Source organism: Algoriphagus sp. NBT04N3, from assembly GCF_019443765.1.
Lineage (GTDB): Bacteria > Bacteroidota > Bacteroidia > Cytophagales > Cyclobacteriaceae > Algoriphagus > Algoriphagus ornithinivorans.
Map to the genome: position 1 here is coordinate 3776597 of NZ_CP048415.1, position 18509 is coordinate 3795105.

Sequence of the window (18509 nt, forward strand, 5' to 3'; positions counted from 1 at the left end):
ACTCGAGATTAGCTGTCTTTGAGCATTCCTTTCCAGCCTAAGGACTCAAGGTCTTTGGCAGTTTTTTCTACTTTAACCTTCAAAGAATTTTTAAACTCATCTAAATTCTTCCCAATCTTTGGCTCATAAGCCCCAATCATAGATGCTGCTAAGATTCCTGCATTTTTGGCGCCATTCAGGGCAACTGTAGCGACTGGAATTCCTCCTGGCATCTGAAGAATTGAAAGCACGCTGTCCCAACCGTCAATAGAATTGGAACTCTTAACAGGAACTCCGATAACAGGCAAACTGGTCATAGAAGCAACCATCCCGGGTAAATGTGCAGCACCACCTGCACCTGCAATAATTACCTTTAGACCTCTATCTCTAGCGGACCTTGCATAATCCACCATCCGATCCGGCGTTCTGTGAGCAGATACTATGGTCACTTCAAAACTTACCCCTAACTCTTCCAAAATAGCTGCTGCTTCTGCCATGATTGGAAGATCAGACTGACTTCCCATTATAATTCCTACCTGTGGATTCATCCTTATGCTTTTATTTTAATCAAATCTTTAATTCGTTGTGCTCTTACTTTTAATTGCTCTATATCCTCATCCAATAACGTTACATGCCCCATTTTTCGGAAAGGCTTGGTTAGTTTTTTACCATAAAGATGGATGTAAACTCCTTTTTCAGCCAAGGCATCTTCTTGACCTTCTACAATTGCCTCGCCTGTGAATCCATCCTCCCCCAAAAGATTAATCATGGCAGCAGGACATCTTAAGTCTGGATTACCCAAAGGCCAATTCATCACAGAACGTAAATGCTGCTCGAATTGAGAAGTAAAATTGGCTTCTATGGTATGGTGGCCACTATTATGTGGCCTAGGTGCAATTTCATTGACCAACACATCCCCAGACTTTGTCACAAACATTTCCACTGCCAAAATCCCTACCATATCCAGCTTGAGAATGACTTCTTTTGCTATTCCCTGAGCCTTCTTTTCTACTGAATCTGCTATCTCAGCTGGCGCAAAAAGAAATTCTACCAAATTTGCCGTAGGGTGGAAAGCACATTCGACCGCAGGATAGGCAATCAAGTCTCCATTTTTATTCCTAGCAACAGTCACCGCAATCTCTTTGTCAAAATCAATGAGTTTCTCCAAAAGACCCGGTGCATCAAAAGCTTGATCCAAATCAGATTCACTCCTTAATATCTGAACCCCTCTTCCATCATAGCCTTCTTTTCCCAGTTTATTAACAGCCGGTAAAAAGCCTTTATTTTTTATAACTTCAGCTTTGTTTTCTGTCAAGATAAACTCAGCTGTTGGAATTCCATTTTTTTGATAGAACTGCTTTTGCTCTCTTTTATCCTGAATCAGTTTCAAAATATGAGGCTGCGGAAAAACCTGCTTTCCTTCAGATTCTAATTTGGCTAAAGCGTCCGTATTAACACTTTCAATCTCTACTGTAATTACATCACAATCTTGCCCAAAGGCATAAACCGTATCAAAATCTTTGAGAGATCCACAAGTGAATTTTTGAGCCAAGTCCTTGCAGGGAGCTTGAGGATCCGGGTCCAAAATATGAATGTCCTGATTGTAATTGATGGCTGACTGAATGAGCATGCGTCCCAGCTGCCCACCACCCAACACACCGAGAATGGATGATTTTGCGCTTTTCATTAGGCCAAAAATAAAACAATCTGAAGGATAATCCTTCAGATTGTTGATATCGCTGATTTTAACTGGTACTTATCTTCCCCGAATCAATCTTAAAATGATTGATATCAGTGCCAATACCAGCAAAATATGGATCAAACCTCCTACACTATACACGAAAAAACCCAAGATCCAACCAATAACTAAAATAACCGCCACTAAATACAAAAGCGAATTCATAGTAGTAAAATTTAAGTGAAACAAAATGTTATTCAATATACAAAATCAAACAATATCCACCTCACCTTTTATGGAACTTAATGCCCATCAACTCCATCAGTTTATGGGCATTAAAACTTGTGCATGGTCCTTTTTTCAATTTGTAATCAAAGTCAATACTCCGATTATGTATTTCTGAATGAAAACTATAGTTTTTTACATAAGGAATCTGATCTTCAAGCGCAGCCAATTCTATATCATGGGTACTTATGATACCCAAAGCCTTACTATCTTTTAATTGCCGTATCAATGCCTCACTTCCAGCTATTCTATCCTCGGTATTGGTGCCTTTCAGAATTTCATCCAAAAGAAAGAAAACAGGTACTCCAGATTCAATCAAATCGATTAGAGTTTTGATCCTGTTAAGTTCCGCATAAAAGGAACTCACGCTTTCACCCAAACTATCGGTATTTCTCATACTGGTATAAAGCTGAAATTGGCCCAATTCCATCTTTTCTGCAAAAGGCCTCAATCCTATGTTTACCAAAACAATATTCACTCCCAAAGTCCGCATGAAGGTAGTTTTCCCGGACATATTTGACCCTGTTAAAAGGCTGAGCTTTTGCTTTTCCGAAATCGAAAAATCATTAGCCACGGCTTTCCCCTTAGGCAAAAGCGGGTGATAAAGAGCAGTTGTTTCCAATTCTAATCCATTTTTTATGAAAACTTCTCCATCAGCTTCCAATTCAGACCGGAATGATGCTAAAGAAACCCAAACCTCCCATTTGGATAAAATATGAGGATATTTGCTAACTAATTTTCCAAACCGAGCTTTCCATTTGACCATCTTGTAATAGAGCAAAAGGTCAGTCCAAAAGAATAGATTGATTGGGATATATAAGATATTGATCCTGTTTTGAACCCAAAGTCCAAGGCTATCCAGCTCTTTGAGAACTTCGGATGCTCTATGATTTTTGTCTTGAAAAACTTCCAAATCCCTTAGCAGGGCCGATGATTCAAATCGCTGATTCTCCAAAAGAACTAACCAGTTTTTGAAGGTCTTTAAAGTTGACTGAGAAGGGATTTTTTCCGCTGCCAGTTGCAAGGGTTTAAAGACAAATCCCAATAATGCCATCCCAATCAGTACCCAAACTCCCAAAAAAGCTGAAGGAACTAAGCTGATGTAGACCAATACCCCTAAGATGATCCCTCCTAAAAGGCCCAAACATCCTACAAAAAGTGACCATGGAACTCTTTTATCCTCGGATTTTAACCAATCCTCCCATTGATGATGCTTGACATCTGAATTGAAAAAGGCCTTCCCAACTGCTTCAAAGGCTTTTAGAAAATCTGGAGATTCTGCTAGCTCATCTATAGCTTTCCGGTTTTGTTCAGATTCCTCAATGGCAATCGGTGATTTCAATAAATTCGCAAGCTGATTTTTAGCCTCAGGGCTCACAGTATGGTTGAGCAGCTGAAAAACTGAATGACTTCCAAAAAGATCCAAATCATTGCAGAAAGGGTGTTTTTTATCCAAATATTCTATACCTGGGTCTAAGCTTTCCAATTTTCTTTCCTGCCTCAAAGTCTCATTTTGATTGATTTGATCCAAAGCCTTGTATATGGCTTCTTGGTCTTTCCAAAAATTATAGGACTTGATCAAGTGAATAAACAGGATAATAAAACCAATCCATACCAATCCCCAAATCATGGATTCTGCTATCATCAAAACAAAAAAGCCTATTAATCCCAGGAATGTCAGCAGCCTCAAAAAAGACAGAGAGGCGGTTTTTTTCCTGAGTTTGGAAATTTTATCCTCTAAGTCAGCGTTTTTAAAATCAAAATACTTCATCCCCAAATATAGGTCATTGACTAATTACAGTAAGAAAGAAATCCCTTCACTTTGACAGAGCCAATACTTGTCCTAACTTTAAACACGTCATGAAAAGCAAGAAAAAAAAGAATCCAAATGAGGAATCAGAGGAGTTTGATATGGGTTCACTCGCCAATCAAGGAATTTTTCCGGAAGATGTATCTTTCACCAAAAATATTGGGTGCGCAAGTAATTCCTCCAAAGGTGCTAACAAATCAAAGCCTAAGTGATTTTTAACCATTAATTAAAATCTATGAAAAAACTATTAAATATGGCTCTGGTAGGTCTTTTATACCTAGGCTTGCAGAGTTGCTCAGACTCCAACTCGGTGTTTCCTGAGCCAGATTTATCTGCAGTTAATGATGAAATCGCTGTCAATAGAGTTTATGAAGACATGGACAACTACACCTTGACGGTTTTGGAATCCAGTGGTCTTGGTGCTAGAATAATGGCTAGCCAAAATGAATCAATCTGCGCCGGTGTGGATATCAACGTCAATAGAGATACTAAAAAGATTATTGTTGATTTTGGTCAGGGATGCACCAGTTCTTCAGGCATCACCAGAAAAGGAAAGGTAATCCTGGATTACACAGGTAATTTTCTCTTTCCGGGAGCCTCTGTCACCACTACTTTCGATGGCTATGAAGTGGAAGGTCTGAAAGTAGAGGGAAGGCGAAAAATCACCAACACGGGCATAGACCTAATTAATAGCAAAGTGAATTTGACCGTAGAGGTCAACAATGGAAAAGTCACTTGGCCGGATAATACCTTTGTGAGCTTTAATTCGGAACAAGTAAGACAAGTCAGTTTGGGAAGTCAGGGATATCAGATTGAAATTACAGGAACTGCCAATGGCAAGGGAAGAGCCGGAGCCAATTTTAATTCTTCCACCATCTCCCCTCTTACAGTTACTCAAGACTGCGTGGATTCAGGAGTGTTAATCCCTAGTAGCGGAGTATTGGGGTTTGTATCGGGAGGAGCTGAGGTTAGAATTGACTATGGAACAGGGGCCTGCGATAAAACAGTCATACTCACTTATCCGGGTGGTTCAAAAGAAATTACATTTGATTAAACTTCAAAGAATCAATTCAAACGGCTATCTTTCTCAGGTAGCCGTTTTTTATTGCCATGGAAAAAAAACTGATCAATGGTCACCTGCACGTTTCCTACAGGAGGCCCAAGTATTCTGACCAAGAGAGTCAGACTGCTGCAAAAAAATACTTTGAATTTATGAATCAAAGGAGGACAGTACGGGAGTTTGATTCTAGAAATATCCCTTTGGACGTGATGGAAAATATCATCCAGACAGCAGGAACAGCACCATCGGGAGCTCATAAACAGCCCTGGACATTTTGTTTGATTTCTGATCCGGAAATGAAAAAGCAAATCAGAATTGCGGCAGAGGAGGAGGAAAAAATAAGCTATACAAGCAGAATGCCTGAGTCCTGGAAGAATGACCTCGCTCCATTGGGTACGGACTGGGAAAAGCCCTTTTTAGAAATCGCTCCCTATTTGATAGTCGTTTTCAAACAGTCTTATGGAATGCTGAATGGAGAAAAGATTCAGCATTATTATGTAAATGAATCTGTAGGGATAGCCTGTGGTTTTTTGATTGCCGCAATTCATCAGGCAGGGCTTGTAACTGTTACTCATACCCCCAGTCCTATGAATTTCCTTTCAGATATCCTCCAAAGGCCCAAACATGAAAAACCCTTTCTCCTTTTGCCAGTTGGCTATCCCGCCAAAGAAACCTTTGTGCCAGACATTGAAAGAAAGCAATTAGAAGAAATTTTGATCAGATATTAAACCTGAATACTGTTTTTGCATCTAAAGCATGTAACAAACATTAACCACAAAGCGATGAAATACAGGCAAACAACAAATCTACTGGCTTTCTTGATGGCATTTTTATTTTTAGGGGGATGCCAAGAAAATGAAGATTCTGTACTTGTTCAAGAACAAGACAGTGTAGAAGCATCACAGGAGACAGAGTTCACTAACTCCTTGGAGGATATTGATGAGGTGGTCCTAACAGGCTTTCAAAGAAATGATTTTGGGGATAGAAACATGGTTGCTTTAGAAGAAGACCTTTGTGACCGGGCTATAATCACTTGGTCGCCAGGAGAAAAAACTATGATCATTGACTTTGGTGAAGGATGTAGCAGTCCAAGGGGTGTCATTCGAAAAGGTAAAATCATTGTAAAATATACCGGAAGATATTGGGCACCAGGAACCGTAATCACCACAACTTTCGATAATTACTATGTGAATGAAAGGAAAATTGAAGGAATTAGAGTTGTAAAAAACCTTGGTTTCGACGAAAACTCCAAGAGCTTTACCTTTAACATGGTTGTAGAAGCAGGTAAAATGATTTGGCCTGATGGAAGCTTCAGAACTTTTGCATCCAGACACCAGAAGAAAGTCTATTTACCAAGTGCATCCTCTGATGGAATGAGATGGGAACTTACTGGTACTACAATAGGTAAAAACCGAGAAGGAAAAGAGTTCAAATCAGAAATTCTCCAGCCTTTGGTCTTTTTTCAAAGATGCGTGGCCAGTGGCATCAGAATCCCTAGCAGTGGCATCCTGGCAAGAAAACTTGAAGGTAAAGCATTACTTACTATCAATTTTGGAGACGGGACATGTGATAGGGAGATCACCTTATCTAGAGGTGACCGAAGTAAAACCATTAACCTTTCTAGGGATTAATAATTAAGCAAAAAAAGGCGATCAAATGATCGCCTTTTTTGATTAGCTGATTTCTGCTTTGTGTACCACTCTCTGAGGGAACGGAATTTCAATATCATTTTTCTCAAATGCATCATTAATAGCTTCCATACCATCCCAATACAAAGGCCATACATCTGCTGTCTTAGCCCATACTCGAACTGATAGATCAAGAGAACTATCTCCGAAATTAGTCAGATAGACCACTGGAGCTGGATCTTTCAATGCTCGCTCGTCCTTATCAAATACATCCAAAATAATCTGCCTCGCTTTTTTGATATCAGTTCCATAGGCTACTCCGACTGTTAAATCGGCCCTTCTATTTTCCTGAGTATTCATGTTGACAATATCGTTGTTCGCCAGACTACCATTTGGAATAATAATCTCCTTATTGTCAAAAGTCGTCATGTGAGTATAAAGAATATCAATTTTTCTCACCACGCCTGTATGACCCTGAGCAACTATTACATCATTTACTTGAAAGGGCTTGAATAATAAAATCAAAACTCCACCTGCAAAATTGGATAAGGATCCTTGCAGTGCCAGACCAATCGCCAAACCTGCAGCACCCAAAATTGCTACAAAGGAGGCAAACTCAACTCCAATGGTGGTGGCAACCCCAATAAAGAGGGTCACATTTAAAATTACTTTGACAACTCCTACTAAAAAATTATTCAACGAGGGGTTGTCATCCCTCTTTTCTAGGACTCTTTTAAAACCCTTAACAAGCTTGTTGACTATGAAGCGACCTACGACATAAAAAATGATCGCATAAATTATTTTGGGAACAATGGTATAGGCTAGTTCTATGCCCTGTTCGGTAATTTTTGATAAGGTTTCTGGTGTAATTTCCATTGAAAATGATTTAGTTTAAATTAAACAAATGAAATCGAGCATGAAGTAGCCGTCACACATCGGAATGACTATCAAGCATGCGAGACTCCATGTGGCCTTTGAAAATCAATTATAGACACATGAAATCAGGATTTGCCATCGGAAGGCCCAGTACCACTTTATTTTCCAGGATTTGAATCCTGACGCTTTCAAAATATTCTCCCAATCCTCTCTCGAAAAACTCCTCAGCACAGAAAGCGGCGCATCGTTTTGAACCATTTTAGACCTGCTGAAAATCCGTGTCAACCACTTGATACTATAATACGCAAGTGGATGGCGATGCAAATCGTTAATGATAATTCCCACCTTGGCTTTCTTTCTAAAAGCAGAAAGTAAATCAACCAATTCTTGGGAAGTAAAATGATGTGTAAAGAGCGTACAGGTAATGATATCTACCCGATGATTTAAAAAAGCCGGGTCAAAAACATTCTGAATTGTCCAGTCAATCTCCGGCTTATCTGCTAACCTAACCTTCGCGAGGTCTATAATGTTCCGATTCGCATCAATTCCGGTAAATTTTATCTTAAGGCCACGGGAAATTGCCCAATCATCCATGACTCGGATCATATCTCCACCTCCACAGCCTATATCTGCCACTGAAAAAGTTTTATCAGTTGATTTTCCAATCAGCTTTCTAAGTCCATTGGTAGTCACATAATTACCTCCCAATAGCTTATTAATTATTTTCAGCTCCTTTAATGTTTGCTCAAGTTCTTCACCGGAGCAATCCAAATCATCCATCAACTCTTTGTCTTCGCAACGTTGTGAGAACCGACTCATGCCTTTTCCAATAAAAGAGTTTCCAATGTCAAGCCGGGGCCAAAACCCATAGAGAGAATATCTCCTTCAATCTCCACATCCTTCATCATTCTCGACAATACAAATAAAATCGTCGCGGAAGACATATTGCCAAATTGCTTCAATACTTCCATGGCGTGAAAATTCACTTCTTTTCCCAATCCGAATGCTTCCTGAACTTTAGCCAAAATCTGCATTCCTCCAGGATGAATTGCAAAATTTTTGATCTTGGACAGATTGAACTTATCCTCAAACATTGCTTTGAGTTGCTGGATACCCCCGTCCAAAAGGCTTGGAATATATTTGGTCAACTTCATTTCAAAACCAAAATCACCTATTCCCCAAGCCATATCCTGCTCGCCTTCTCTCAGCACTCTACTTAGGTAGGATTTGATCGCCAAACCTGAGGGACTGGACGAAACCAATGCCGCTGCCGCCCCATCTCCAAAAAGGGAATTGGCCAAAATATTATCTTCTAAATAGTCCTTTTGGAAATGAAGGGTGCACAGCTCAACCGTAACCACCAATACCTTAGCCTGAGAATCCGAGCGGATAATTTTATCAGCTAACTTCAATCCTGTAAAGGCAGCATAACAACCCATGAAGTGAACACAATAACGTTCCACAGTGTCTTCCAAGTCCAACCTTTTCATTAATTCCAATTCTACTCCCGGCGCAACCATTCCCGTACAGGAAACCAGAATCAAATGGGTGATTTGATCTTTGGAAATATGAGACCCAGAGATACAATTCAGAACAGCTTCCTCGCAAAGTCTAGGAGCCTCTTGGGTAAAAACACCCATTCTTGATTTGGTGCTGGGAAAGGGCTCCAGATTTTTGCTTTTAGGAAAGAATTCAAAGTCTTCATGGTTAGCTTTTTCAAAATCAGTCAAAACGCTAAACCGGGTATTGATTCCTGATTTTCTGTATAAAAATGAAAGCTTCCGCCCTTCTCTCTCATCTAATCCGTGAGCAATTTTCATAAATCCGGCAATATTTTCTTGAAGAATGGGATTACCGGGATTTGCCAATCCTATACTGTTAATAAAAGTGCTCATAAGATCAAGTTAACTGAATATTTCTAAATTAGATGATTAGCAAGTAAACCACACACTATTCTAAAGGTTATTTAGCCTAAGTTTACGATATGATCACTCGTTCCAGTTTAAAGCACCTCAGGATTCCATTTTCTTTATTCCTGCTTCCAGTTTACTTTTTTGCCTTGGCATTAACCCCAAATCTCAATGGAGAGCGAATGCTGTGGGTTTTTTTATCCTTACATTTATTTCTTTACCCATCCAGCAATGGGTATAATAGTTACTATGACAAGGATGAGGAAAGCATTGGGGGAATCAAAAATCCTCCTAAAGTAACCCCAGATCTTTATTGGTTATCCCTTGTTTTTTTTGCTATAGCTTTGATTTTGGCATTCAAAATCAGCTTCGCCTTCAGCAGCATGCTTTTAGTCTACGGATTAGTCAGTATGGCATATAGCCACCCATCCATACGGCTTAAAAAATATCCTTGGCTGAGCTGGTTGATTGCCGGGCTTTTCCAGGGTTACTTCACTTTTGCAATGGCTTATGCAGGCTTGAGTGATTTTGGTTGGAATATCTTCCTCAAGCCCCATGTCATGATTCCAGGCCTATTAACTTCCCTGATGCTATGGGGTAACTACCCTTTGACACAAGTTTATCAGCATAGAGAAGATGCCAGAAGAGGAGATATGACTTTGAGTAGATATTTGGGGATCAAAGGTACATTTGGGTTTTCAGCGCTGATTTTCGCTCTTACAGGGGCTGGATTTGTTTGGTTCTTTCTGGATAGAAATCAGGAGTACTACTTTTGGGTGTATTTGGGAGCCATGGCTCCAATCATTCTTTACTTTCTTCTTTGGTTTAATTTCGTCAGAATCAATCCTGAAAAGTACGCCAACTACTCTTGGACCATGGGGATGAACAGTGTTTCAGCTTTGATTCTGAATGCCTTCTTCTTTTATTATTTTCTAGAAAACACTCAAATTTTGCAGGTTTTGGCCTATTAGATAGGTGTACCATGAGTGTTTTTCATGATCACTTTACCGATGGCAGGAAAATCTGACAATAAAAATCTGGCAAAAGAGGAAGCTGATTCCGAACCAAACAAACGTTGAACGACCCTTCCAACTCTCAGCCTTCGGCTAAAATTCATATTCCAATTTCTTTGGTAATTTTTCTCTACTTCCTCTCTGTAATCAAATCGATGAATGGCCTCTGCTGCCAGTTTTCCTGAATGAATCGCCATGGCCATTCCATTTCCACAAAGGGGAGTAATCAAACCCGCTGCATCACCTGCCATCAGCACATGATTTTCTACCGGTCTTTTAAATTCAAAATTGATCTCATTGATCACCTCTGGCTTTTCGAACAAAAAATCACTTGAATTGAAAATCTCTTTCAATTTGGGATTCTTAAACAAAGTTTGAGCCTCCATCTCTGGAATAGAACCGTATTTTCTCAGCTCATCACGGGATCCTAAATAACATAGATTAAATTTTTCTTCCTCAATGGCATTCAGTCCACAATAGCCTGCTTTAAAATTATGAAGAGCAACAGTTTCTTTGGAGGCATCAGTTCGGATATGGTATTTGACCCCAATGTAGGGACTACGTTTTTCAATAAAAGGCCGATTCAGAACTTTATCGAGTTTAGATCTTTTACCATGGGCAGCTATGACGAAGTCAGCTTCATAACTACTTTGATCCTGAGTAATTACTTCGAATACATCAGAGTTAAAATTGATATTTTCGACTGGCTTATTTTGTAATAATTCCACGCCCAGCTGTATTGCCTTGTTGGCTAAAAAATCATCCAATAAAAACCTACTGATTCCAAAGCCCCCCAGATCCAAATCCATAGAAACAGTATTCCCCTTTGTATCTGAAAATTCAAATTTGGAAATGGATGGGAAATGTGCTGTCTCAGGGAATAGATTTTCTCTTTTTAAAAAATCTAAAACCTCATTGGACACATATTCCCCACAAACCCTGTGAAAAGGATATTGCTTTTTTTCAAACAGTTGGACCAAGTGTCCATTTTTGGCCAATTGACAGGCAGCTATCAAACCAGCCAGCCCTCCACCTACTACGATTACCCTTTTCTTAATCAACAATGTTCTGCCTTTAACTCCATGAATAAACCGTCCATCAAAAATTAAGTTTCAGAGTTTACACTTAGCTCTTTTTGAAGGTTATTTAAATCGAAAATAAAACTAATACTTATGAAAAACACGCTACCCAAATTTCTGAGGAGATTTACATTGCTGATTGGGTTGCTTGGTGTCATGTTCTATTCTGAGGATGCTTTTGCTCAGAAAAAGAAAAAGAAAGATTCCAAAAACACCCCAGCAGCCACTACTCCGCCAGCTAGACCCCAAAATGGCGGAAATAACAAAGGTCCAAAACCCTACAAGGATGTCATCACTAAAGATGCAAAATCCAAAACCGGATTATTCAAAGTTCATGAAATAGACGATAAATATTTCTATGAAATTCCTGATTCCTTGTTTGGCAGAGATATGTTGATGGTGACCACCATTGCAAAAACTGCTGACGGAATTGGATATGGAGGAGAAAGAACCAACACCTTGATGCTTCGATGGGAGAAAGAAAAGGATGCAGTCCTTTTGAAAGTAGTTTCGGTAGATAATTATGCTGCTGATTCTTTGCCTATCGCAAAGGCTGTTCAAAACTCCAACTTGGAGCCTATACTTCAAAGATTTGATGTCAAATCCAAAGCAACAGATTCTACAGGAACTGTGATTGAGGCTACTGATTTGTTTGCAAAAGATGTGCAGGCACTTGGTCTTCAGAGAAACAGAAGAACACAGTACAGAGTGCAGCGACTGGATGGAGATCGTTCATACATCGTTCATATCAATACCTACCCTATCAATATTGAAGCCCGCTATGTTTTGACTTACGCGGCTGCTGAGCCACCATCAAACAGCTCAACAGGATTGATCACTTTGGAAATGAACTCCTCTATGGTTTTACTTCCAAAGGAGCCAATGATGCAGCGTCTTGCTGACCAGAGAGTGGGTTGGTTCGGTAGGTCCTATGTGGATTATGGTGCAGATGCACAAAAAGCCGAATCACGTAGATTCCTAGATCGTTGGAGACTGGAAGTGAAAGAGGAAGACATGGAGAAATTCAAGCGTGGAGAATTGGTAGAGCCTAAAAAACCTATCGTTTATTATATCGATCCTGCTACTCCTACCAAATGGGTTCCTTATCTAAAGCAAGGTGTGGAAGATTGGCAAAAAGCTTTTGAAGCGGCAGGTTTCAAAAATGCCATTATAGCAAAAGAAGCTCCTTCTCCTGAGGAAGATCCTACCTGGAGCCCGGAAGATGCTCGTTACTCGGTAATCCGCTACTTTGCATCTGACATTCAAAATGCCTACGGACCTCACGTATCTGACCCAAGATCCGGAGAAATCATCGAATCAGATATCGGCTGGTATCACAATGTGATGAACCTTTTGAGAAACTGGTACTTCATCCAAACAGCTGCTATCAATCCAGAAGCTAGAAGTGTGAAGTTCAAAGATGAAGTAATGGGACGATTGATCCGATTTGTATCAGCGCACGAAGTGGGTCACACCCTTGGTTTGCCACACAACTTCGCCTCTTCTCATGCTTATCCTGTGGAAAAACTACGTGATCCAAAGTTCACTGCAGAAATGGGAACAGCTCCATCTATTATGGACTATGCGAGATTTAATTATATCGCTCAGCCTGAAGACGAGGGCGTAAGTTTAATGCCAGATGTAGGACCTTATGATAAATATGCTATCGCTTGGGGCTATAGACCTATTCCAGATGCAAAAACTCCAGAAGAGGAGCTGCCAACTCTAGATCAGTGGATTCTGGCGAAAAAAGGTGATCCTGTATACAGATATGGACGTCAGGGAAATTCTTATGATCCGACCACCCAAAGTGAAGACTTGGGAGACAATTCCATGAAAGCTTCTGAGTATGGAATTAAGAACCTAAAGAGAATTATGCCTAATCTAATGGAGTGGACCGCTGAAGAGGACAAGCCTTACAAAAACTTCTCAGATTTGGAAGAAATGTACGGACAGGTTTTAGGTCAGTTCAATAGATATATGGGACACGTAAGAACCCATGTGGGCGGAGTAATGGAAGTTTATAAAGCGACCGGACAAGGCGAGCCAGTGTATTCACACAACCCTAAAAACCTTCAGAAATCAGCTGTAGCCTTCTTGAATGAGAATTTATTCCAAACTCCAACTTGGATGATGGAAGAAGAAATCATCGCGAGAACAGGCGACTTTGGAGCTTTGGAAAGAATCAGAGGCTTACAAGTAGGTACTCTAAACGGAATCCTGGATTGGGGCCGATTGGGTAGAGTCATCGAAAACGAAGCTCTAAACGGAAACGATGCTTATAAAATCACGGAATTATTCGATGATTTAAGAAAAGGCATTTGGACCGAACTGCCAGCAGGAAGAAGCATAGATGTGCACAGAAGAGCGCTTCAGAGAGCGCATATCGAAAGATTGGAGCTCTTATTGACAGGTGATGAGCCCAATGTGCCTGCAGCATTCAGAAGATTTGTAGGGCCTCAAATCAACGCTTCTCAGTCTGATATCAGACCGATGGCGAGAGGAGAGCTGAAAACCCTTCAAAGACAAATCAGATCAGCTATTCCGCGAACTTCTGATACCATGTCTAAGTTACACTTGGAGGATTTGGCAGAAAGAATAGCTCAAATTTTGGATCCAAAATAATTGGATTCCAGTTATATCAAGAAAGGCGTCCAATTCTGGGCGCCTTTTTTTGTAAAAGTTCAAATTCCTTAATTTGCAGAATAATTGAACGCATGTTGACACCGCTTTCCATATTAAAAAGACATAAGCTACGCATCACTGACTGCCGCTTGGATATTATTCAGGAGTTTTTGGATAGACAGGTAGCCTTGGCGCATAGTGACCTGGAAAATAAACTGGAGAATCAATTTGACCGGGTAACTATTTACAGAAGCCTCAACACTTTTTTGGAAAAGGATATCATTCATAAAGTCTTGGATGATAGCGGAGCCACTAAATATGCATTATGCTCTCATGAAGATGAGCATGAGCACGATCATGAGCATGTGCATTTCAAATGCGAAATCTGTGGTGAAACAACCTGCTTGGACAGCATCAGTCTACCTGACATCAAACTTCCTAAAGGCTTTAAGAAAAAAGAAATGAGCTTATTGGTACAGGGGGTTTGTGAAAAATGCCATTAAACATCTACTGGTTCAGGAGACTTTTTCGGGCTTTTTGGGCTAGTGGGCCAAATGACTCCAGGAGGCAAATCAATTTTAGGCGGGCTTTGATTTTCAATCCCACCATCTCCATCATCACCATTACTTTTTCCCTTTTTCAGCGAATTTTTTGTCATGGTGGCTACAAAGTAAATCACAATGACATAGGCAAAACCCGCTAAGAATAGGTTGATAACCAAACTGCTCATAAAGAAAAATTTTACTTAAGATAAATCAATACACTTTTTAAATCAATGACTTAGGCGAATTGTTTCTTAATTTCTAAAGTATCTATCATTTTATTCGGCTTGTTTTATCCCTAGGATACTTGGATATTTGCGGTCTGAAAATCGAAAAGTGATGATTGTTAAAACTAAAAAATACCAATTACCAACCGGAACATATATTAAGATGGGCCTTACCAGTGTTTTGAAAGAGCAATGGTGGGTGATTTTGATAGCCTTGGCAATTTGTTGCGGATATTTCTGGATTGCATCTATCTGGTGGATTATAGGAGCCTTGATAGCTTATGGATTATATGTGCTGTTTTGGGCGATTCAGTTTACCGGAGTAACTCAAATGGAACAAAACAAAGTGATCTTTGAAAAGATGGCTTATGAAATTGACTCCAGACAAATTCTGATGAAAATCAATGCCCGCCAGGGAATGCCTGTACAGTGGAATATGATCAAAAGGGCTGAGATGGGAAAGGACGCGTTTATCCTTTACATGTCCAAAGCCCAGTTTATTCACCTTCCATATAAAATTTTCAATTCGGAGAATGAGAAAAAATTCATGGAGACTATTCTGAAGAGAAAAGAACTGATAAAATAAATCTGATTTTCCGCAATCATACCAGTTGCCTTATTTTCCTTGCTTGACAGGCTGGATGACCGAAGACGGTAGCTTCCGGATTCTGATCCTTTCAGCAGACAACAAGCCATATTTTTGTAAATACTGGTAAGAAAGCGGATATCCAAAAAATAAAAATTTGATTCTCTTCAATTTCACAAGTTGCCATACTTTTCTGGCTTGACTGATTGGAAGATCGAAGAGTAAAGCTTACAAATTTTGATCTTATCCCCCAAGCTAATGGTAATCTGAACATACCAGCTGGCTTAAAAAAGGATCTTTAAAAATAAAAAAATGCCTGTCTTTCGACAGGCATTCGTTTTTCTTCGAGCTTAGATCTTACATCGGAGGCAAGATCACTTTATCGATCACGTGCACCACACCATTATCTGCTTCGATATCAGCAGCGGTAACAGTTGCATCATTGATCATAGCTTTTCCGTCTTTCAAAGTTACAGTCACAGCACTACCCTGCACCGTAGTAGCCTTCTGACCATTTTTCAAGTCTGACGACATGATTTTACCTGGTACGACATGGTAGGTCAATACTGCTACCAGTTTGTCTTTGTTTTCAGGCTTCAATAAATTCTCTACAGTACCAGCTGGCAATGCAGCAAAAGCATCATTGGTTGGTGCGAATACAGTAAAAGGTCCGTCACCTTTCAATACATCTACTAGGTCACCCGCTTTCACAGCTGCAACAAGCGTAGAAAGAAAATCTGTACTTACCGCCAAGTCAACAATATCTGCCTCTACCTCATGCACATTTTGAGTTCTTGGGGCAAAAGCTGAGGCAACAAAAAACATGGCCAGAATTAAAATACTTCCAATTTTTTTCATGATAGTTAAAGTTTTGGTTTAGGAATAGAAAACCTCCCCGCTAAAGGATTGTTTGTGAGGACTTTGTTAAGAAATTTTAAATGGCCCTGAGGAGTTTAGGACGGTAACAAAGTCCAATGAGTGGTAAAAAATTAGTCGAAAATCTAAAAAGTAAAACCTGAAGAAATTTGCATCTTTGACTATGCTGATCAAAATTATTGCCATAGGAAAGACAGATCATCCTGCTATTCAGGAATTAACAGAAATCTATTCCCAGCGAATAGGACATTATCTCAGGTTTGAATGGGAGATTATTCCTGATCTCAAAAACACCAAGTCTCTGTCCCAATCTGCCCAAAAAGAAAAAGAGGGAGAGTTAATTCTAAAGAAAATCAATTTATCCGATGAGTTAATATTATTGGATGAAAATGGAAAAAGCTTCGATTCTATTGGATTTTCAGACTTTTTGCAGAAAAAAATGAATGCTGGAATCAAGCAGTTGATTTTTGTAATCGGCGGCCCCTATGGCTTTTCGGATGTGGTATATCAAAGGGCCAATGGAAAAATATCTCTTTCCAAAATGACCTTTTCCCATCAGATGATCCGGCCATTCATTGCGGAGCAAATTTACCGAGCCATGACTATTTTAAGAGGAGAACCTTATCACCATCAATGATTTATCTAAAAAAAAGTATGTTAAGTTTTTCCAAATATTTTTTCCAATGTTACCAAATTGTTAACTTTATGATATATTTGGTAACATTGACATTACAAAATGAAGATCAAATCATTCCTAACCAGTCTCTTTTTCTTGCTGAGCATGCTTACTGCGTGGTCCCAGGAGAGCTCTGTGTTACCGAATGACCTTCCTTTTGAAACTGAAATCGAGAAATCTCTTTGGGAAAAAAGTCTAAGCGAATCAGATTATTTGGCACTTTTTAGAGCGGTACATGCCGAAAATGAAATGCATGCTCAGAAATGGGAAGAGCATATTTCAACATTAGACAAGAAATTTGAGAAAAAGGGAAAGAGCCTTAAGTTCATCCGCACCCTATTTGAAAAGAGTCATCAGAATTTATTCAAAACTTACGAGCAGCACGCTACTTTCAATCAAATGCTATCCGAAGGCAAGTTCGACTGCGTGAGTGGTACTGCGACACTTGGAATGATTTTGAATAAATATGGATTTGACTTCGAAATCGTAGAGACCGATTACCATGTATTTTTAATTGTCAATGTGGATCAGAATCCAATCATTTTGGAAAGCACTTTGAGAATTGGCGGCATGATAACTAATCCAGGAGAAGTAAAGAATTATCTAAAAGCCTATGCTCCGGAAGAGGCATCCAGCTATTTGGATCTGAGACAAAGAATCGGTAGTCCCAATCAATCTGAAAGTGAAAAAACCATTTTTAGAAAAATCAACTTGACCCAATTGGCAGGTTTGCAATATTACAATGATGCTATTTTGCATTTCAATGAGCAATCCTATCGAGTGGCGGCAGTTCAATTGGAAAAGGCTTATAAACTTTACGAGTCAGAAAGAATTGAAGGATTAAAAAATCTTGCCATTGATCAGGCCTACAAAAATCTGGGCATAGACTTAAGAAAATAAAAAATGGCCTCTTTCCCCCCGAAAAGAGACCTTGTTGACTGTTACCGATCACCCCGAATCATTCCAGTCTTCTAAAAATCACATCAAAAACATCAAAATAAACAAGATTAAGGCTATTCTTGCTACCCAAACTTTGACTGTATCCATTTCGATTGTGGGTTATAAAATCAAATTTATAGAGCAAATTAAATCTATACAATACGACAAATGCCCTATCTTGAGACAGGGCATTGATCATTTAATCGTGATGATGGCCTCCTGGGCCATGAACATGGCCATGTTCTATTTCTTCTTTTTCAGCCTCACGAATTGCAACAATCTTTCCTTCAAAGTATAAATCATATCCTGCCAGAGGTGGATTAAAATCCATATGAACTCCTCTATAGTCGACCTTGATGATTTCTCCGCGCATTTGATTTCCCTTATCATCTTGCATGGGAATTACTCTACCGACTTTCAGAATATCCTTATTCTTTTTTCCGTCTTCTTTGAAATTCGCCTTCGGGATAATGACTTTTTTATTTTCATCATAATCTCCATAGCCATTTTCAAAGTCAATGAAAACTGAGAAGGTATCCCCTGCTTTTTTCCCTGAAAGCACTTCCTCCAATTTGGGAAGTACATTTTGATGTCCAAACAAAAACGGAAATGCTTGAGCTTCTCCTACCTCTTCAAATAACTCCTGACCGGACTCTCCGTCGTCTACCTTTAAGGTGTAAGCGATCGAAACCACTTTATCTTTTTCAGCTATCATTATTA

21 protein-coding genes are annotated in these 18509 nt (G+C 39.5%); 10 read left to right on the forward strand and 11 right to left on the reverse strand.

What is annotated here, in order from left to right:
- Nucleotides 1-8 precede the first annotated feature (8 nt).
- From purE to GYM62_RS16365, 4 genes are all read right to left on the reverse strand, one after another.
- Nucleotides 9-527: a 5-(carboxyamino)imidazole ribonucleotide mutase gene (gene purE, locus GYM62_RS16350; protein WP_091653706.1), complete on the reverse strand. Its 519-nt coding sequence runs from the start codon at nucleotides 525-527 to the stop codon at nucleotides 9-11.
- A 2-nt stretch (nucleotides 528-529) separates the two neighbouring features.
- Nucleotides 530-1666 (reverse strand): 5-(carboxyamino)imidazole ribonucleotide synthase, encoded by a 1137-nt coding sequence (locus GYM62_RS16355; RefSeq protein ID WP_219957192.1) that lies wholly within the window; start codon nucleotides 1664-1666, stop codon nucleotides 530-532.
- 69 nt (nucleotides 1667-1735) lie between these two features.
- Nucleotides 1736-1882, reverse strand: a complete 147-nt coding sequence (locus GYM62_RS16360) for a lmo0937 family membrane protein (protein WP_144606742.1) — start codon at nucleotides 1880-1882, stop codon at nucleotides 1736-1738.
- 61 nt (nucleotides 1883-1943) lie between these two features.
- A complete protein-coding gene (locus GYM62_RS16365; RefSeq protein ID WP_219957193.1) occupies nucleotides 1944-3713 on the reverse strand; it encodes a DNA mismatch repair protein in 1770 nt (589 codons plus the stop codon).
- 89 nt (nucleotides 3714-3802) lie between these two features.
- Between GYM62_RS16365 and GYM62_RS16370 the strand changes: the two genes are divergently transcribed.
- The 4 genes from GYM62_RS16370 to GYM62_RS16385 all read left to right on the forward strand — a co-directional run bounded on the left by GYM62_RS16370 (nucleotide 3803) and on the right by GYM62_RS16385 (nucleotide 6443).
- Nucleotides 3803-3964, forward strand: a complete 162-nt coding sequence (locus GYM62_RS16370) for a hypothetical protein (RefSeq protein ID WP_175557886.1) — start codon at nucleotides 3803-3805, stop codon at nucleotides 3962-3964.
- A 23-nt stretch (nucleotides 3965-3987) separates the two neighbouring features.
- On the forward strand, nucleotides 3988-4806 hold the full coding sequence (locus tag GYM62_RS16375; protein ID WP_219957194.1) for a hypothetical protein: 819 nt from the start codon (nucleotides 3988-3990) through the stop codon (nucleotides 4804-4806).
- Nucleotides 4807-4862: 56 nt separating this feature from the next.
- Nucleotides 4863-5540: a nitroreductase family protein gene (locus GYM62_RS16380; protein WP_219957195.1), complete on the forward strand. Its 678-nt coding sequence runs from the start codon at nucleotides 4863-4865 to the stop codon at nucleotides 5538-5540.
- A gap of 93 nt (nucleotides 5541-5633) precedes the next feature.
- Nucleotides 5634-6443 carry a hypothetical protein gene (locus GYM62_RS16385; RefSeq protein WP_219957196.1) on the forward strand — a complete coding sequence of 270 codons (810 nt, stop codon included), beginning with the start codon at nucleotides 5634-5636 and terminating at the stop codon, nucleotides 6441-6443.
- Between the two features lie 42 nt (nucleotides 6444-6485).
- Here GYM62_RS16385 and GYM62_RS16390 read toward each other — a convergent pair whose 3' ends face one another.
- The 3 genes from GYM62_RS16390 to GYM62_RS16400 form a co-directional block, all read right to left on the reverse strand.
- Nucleotides 6486-7316 carry a mechanosensitive ion channel family protein gene (locus GYM62_RS16390; protein ID WP_219957197.1) on the reverse strand — a complete coding sequence of 277 codons (831 nt, stop codon included), beginning with the start codon at nucleotides 7314-7316 and terminating at the stop codon, nucleotides 6486-6488.
- Between the two features lie 105 nt (nucleotides 7317-7421).
- Nucleotides 7422-8135, reverse strand: a complete 714-nt coding sequence (locus GYM62_RS16395; RefSeq protein WP_219957198.1) for a methyltransferase domain-containing protein — start codon at nucleotides 8133-8135, stop codon at nucleotides 7422-7424.
- The gene (locus GYM62_RS16400) at nucleotides 8132-9211 is read right to left on the reverse strand and encodes a type III polyketide synthase (RefSeq protein WP_219957199.1); all 1080 of its coding nucleotides are present in this window, start codon (nucleotides 9209-9211) and stop codon (nucleotides 8132-8134) included. The genes GYM62_RS16395 and GYM62_RS16400 overlap by 4 nt, the downstream gene beginning before the upstream one ends.
- Nucleotides 9212-9300: 89 nt before the next feature.
- On the opposite strand from GYM62_RS16400, the gene GYM62_RS16405 reads away from it, so the two are divergent.
- Nucleotides 9301-10197, forward strand: coding sequence for a UbiA family prenyltransferase (locus GYM62_RS16405; protein ID WP_219957200.1), 897 nt, complete (start codon nucleotides 9301-9303; stop codon nucleotides 10195-10197).
- Here GYM62_RS16405 and GYM62_RS16410 read toward each other — a convergent pair.
- The gene (locus GYM62_RS16410; protein ID WP_219957201.1) at nucleotides 10194-11300 is read right to left on the reverse strand and encodes an NAD(P)/FAD-dependent oxidoreductase; all 1107 of its coding nucleotides are present in this window, start codon (nucleotides 11298-11300) and stop codon (nucleotides 10194-10196) included. The genes GYM62_RS16405 and GYM62_RS16410 overlap by 4 nt on opposite strands.
- 111 nt (nucleotides 11301-11411) lie before the next feature.
- On the opposite strand from GYM62_RS16410, the gene GYM62_RS16415 reads away from it, so the two are divergent.
- Together GYM62_RS16415 and GYM62_RS16420 are read left to right on the forward strand one after the other, a co-directional pair.
- The gene (locus GYM62_RS16415; RefSeq protein WP_144606724.1) at nucleotides 11412-13943 is read left to right on the forward strand and encodes a zinc-dependent metalloprotease; all 2532 of its coding nucleotides are present in this window, start codon (nucleotides 11412-11414) and stop codon (nucleotides 13941-13943) included.
- 92 nt (nucleotides 13944-14035) lie between these two features.
- Nucleotides 14036-14446 (forward strand): Fur family transcriptional regulator, encoded by a 411-nt coding sequence (locus tag GYM62_RS16420; RefSeq protein ID WP_091653688.1) that lies wholly within the window; start codon nucleotides 14036-14038, stop codon nucleotides 14444-14446.
- On the opposite strand, the gene GYM62_RS16425 is transcribed toward GYM62_RS16420, so the two are convergent.
- Nucleotides 14443-14673, reverse strand: coding sequence for a hypothetical protein (locus GYM62_RS16425; RefSeq protein WP_091653686.1), 231 nt, complete (start codon nucleotides 14671-14673; stop codon nucleotides 14443-14445). The two genes, GYM62_RS16420 and GYM62_RS16425, sit on opposite strands and share 4 nt — an antisense overlap.
- Before the next feature lie 151 nt (nucleotides 14674-14824).
- Here GYM62_RS16425 and GYM62_RS16430 point away from each other — a divergent pair, with 151 nt between their 5' ends.
- Nucleotides 14825-15298, forward strand: a complete 474-nt coding sequence (locus GYM62_RS16430; RefSeq protein WP_091653685.1) for a YcxB family protein — start codon at nucleotides 14825-14827, stop codon at nucleotides 15296-15298.
- Nucleotides 15299-15655: 357 nt separating this feature from the next.
- Here the strand turns inward: GYM62_RS16430 and GYM62_RS16435 are convergent, their stop codons facing one another.
- The gene (locus tag GYM62_RS16435) at nucleotides 15656-16156 is read right to left on the reverse strand and encodes a fasciclin domain-containing protein (protein ID WP_219957202.1); all 501 of its coding nucleotides are present in this window, start codon (nucleotides 16154-16156) and stop codon (nucleotides 15656-15658) included.
- Between the two features lie 181 nt (nucleotides 16157-16337).
- Between GYM62_RS16435 and rlmH the strand changes: the two genes are divergently transcribed.
- Both rlmH and GYM62_RS16445 read left to right on the forward strand, forming a co-directional pair.
- Complete coding sequence (gene rlmH / locus GYM62_RS16440) at nucleotides 16338-16811, forward strand: 23S rRNA (pseudouridine(1915)-N(3))-methyltransferase RlmH (protein ID WP_219957203.1); 474 nt, start codon at nucleotides 16338-16340, stop codon at nucleotides 16809-16811.
- A 99-nt stretch (nucleotides 16812-16910) separates the two neighbouring features.
- The gene (locus GYM62_RS16445; RefSeq protein WP_219957204.1) at nucleotides 16911-17750 is read left to right on the forward strand and encodes a hypothetical protein; all 840 of its coding nucleotides are present in this window, start codon (nucleotides 16911-16913) and stop codon (nucleotides 17748-17750) included.
- A 238-nt stretch (nucleotides 17751-17988) separates the two neighbouring features.
- On the opposite strand, the gene GYM62_RS16450 is transcribed toward GYM62_RS16445, so the two are convergent.
- On the reverse strand, nucleotides 17989-18504 hold the full coding sequence (locus GYM62_RS16450; protein ID WP_144606717.1) for a peptidylprolyl isomerase: 516 nt from the start codon (nucleotides 18502-18504) through the stop codon (nucleotides 17989-17991).
- Nucleotides 18505-18509 lie beyond the last annotated feature (5 nt).